Annotated in this window: 1 protein-coding gene and 1 pseudogene; one reads left to right on the top strand and one right to left on the bottom strand. The window is 40.9% G+C overall.

The window, feature by feature from the left end; all coding sequences use genetic code 11:
• Window positions 1-895 (top strand): annotated as a pseudogene (locus JCM17471_RS13680) (hypothetical protein); the annotation flags it as partial.
• Window positions 896-1048: 153 nt separating this feature from the next.
• Here the strand turns inward: JCM17471_RS13680 and JCM17471_RS16270 are convergent.
• On the bottom strand, window positions 1049-1111 hold the full coding sequence (locus JCM17471_RS16270) for a putative holin-like toxin (protein WP_222843308.1): 63 nt from the start codon (window positions 1109-1111) through the stop codon (window positions 1049-1051).
• Window positions 1112-1810 lie beyond the last annotated feature (699 nt).

The raw sequence follows: 1810 nt of genomic DNA, 5'->3' as shown, positions 1-1810 counted from the left end.
AAACGGGGCGCAAAAGCGATTCGGATTGCGGCTCCGATCATTAAGAAGCTAACACCAGCCGAGCAGAAGCATCTTGATACCACCGATGAGCGCGCCATTGTCGGTTATCGCTATCTACCCGTCTTTGATGTGGCACAAACTAGCGGTGGACCAGTGTTAAGTGCTAAAGACTTTGTCAAAGAAAATTTGGCCGATCATTAGAATGTGACAAGCTTGTATAACGCATTCAAGGACTATCTAAACCAGCAAACCGACCTTAAAGTCAGTGAAGTGCCCTTAGCAACGCTAAATGGGGCTAAGGGGTATTTTCAACCCAGCACTAATGAAATCGTCATTGGTGGCGATGAGCCCGACAATGCTTTGAAACTAAAGACGTTATACCACGAATATGCGCATAGCCAGCTACACGGCTTAAAATCAGCCTTTAAAGATCGGCCACGGGCCTATCAGGAAACCCAAGCCGAAGCGGTTGCGTATGTTGCCATGCAAAATATTGGTGTTGATACCAGTAACTACTCACTCGGGTATGTGGCTACCTGGGCTAAAGATAAAGCCGTGATCCATAGTGCTTTAAGTGAGATCCAGCAAGTTAGCAACAAAGTGATTGAGCTTAGCGACGGGTTAACCAAACAATTAGGCTTACAAGAAGCACAAAAAGAACCTGAGCATGATTTAAAAAAGCTATCAGCCCAGGATCTTAATAAGTCCTATCAAGGCTTGCAACAACAAGTTCAGCAAGCAACGAATCCACAACAAAATCAGAACTAAAAATAAATTAAATGATGTACACCAGAAAATCAGTAAGCGAACTCAAAAACAGCTGCAAGCATTTGCTGAACAAAACCCGGCAATTAAACAACCCGAATCCGAACCCGATCAAAGTCTAAAACGTTAGCCAGTTTTTAAAGGGCATGCTATAATGTAAATAGAAAAAAGAAGCCCCGCCAGAACAGGGCTTCCCGCGCAAGCCGCTTCAAAGGCGGTGGCATTAACATTAGACTAGGTACTAGTCGTCCTGTAACCTGCCAAAGTTACACAGGGCGGCTTTTTATTTGTGGTGCTTGTCGATATAGCTGAGTAGCGCGATTAAAAACGTGCCAAACAGCAACATCAACGAGAGTGTCTGGAAGACGCTCATTGACTGTGAAACCTTCCTGAAGATTATTCCATGTTCCCATGGGCCTCACCTCGCAAGGGAAAAGACAGCCACCGCCCTTAAAACTTCTTGCTTAATCTATTATACAGTTGAATTAAGCATTGTGCTTGGTCAAAGCGTTAAAAATACCGCAACTGCTGAAAATAAAGGTTATGATGCTGGTAAGAAAATAAAAAAGAGGACTTTAGTCCTCTTATACATAATTAATTTTCGTGGCGAACGCCTTTAAATTTTTTGTTAGAAACGTTCATGAACTGTCCAGTTATAGTGTTGCGTTTTATAAACACATTATTTCGTTGGAATTGCGAACGATTTTTAACTTCACCAATACGTCGATTGTCGCCAACAGGTTTATTTTTGCCATTTTGATCACCGTCCTCCTGATCTATATATTATTGCAAAGATCATTAGTTGTTTACCATTTAATCATACCACTATATATAGGATTTTTGAACCTACATAACACAATATATAGTAAAGAAAGGTGATTAAAATGACAGATGCAGAAATATTAACAACTTTAAAAAATAGTCTTAAAGACCCTTGAAAGCGCGGTTAAAAATCGAACCATTACTGGGGACTTGATTATCCATACGGATTTAGGATCACAGTATACCAGCGATGATTACAATCAACGTTTAACTGAGCTACATA

The organism is Lacticaseibacillus saniviri JCM 17471 = DSM 24301 (assembly GCF_001311785.1).
In the GTDB taxonomy this organism is placed as follows: Bacteria; Bacillota; Bacilli; order Lactobacillales; family Lactobacillaceae; genus Lacticaseibacillus; species Lacticaseibacillus saniviri.
This window is presented reverse-complemented; position numbering and strand designations above follow the sequence as displayed.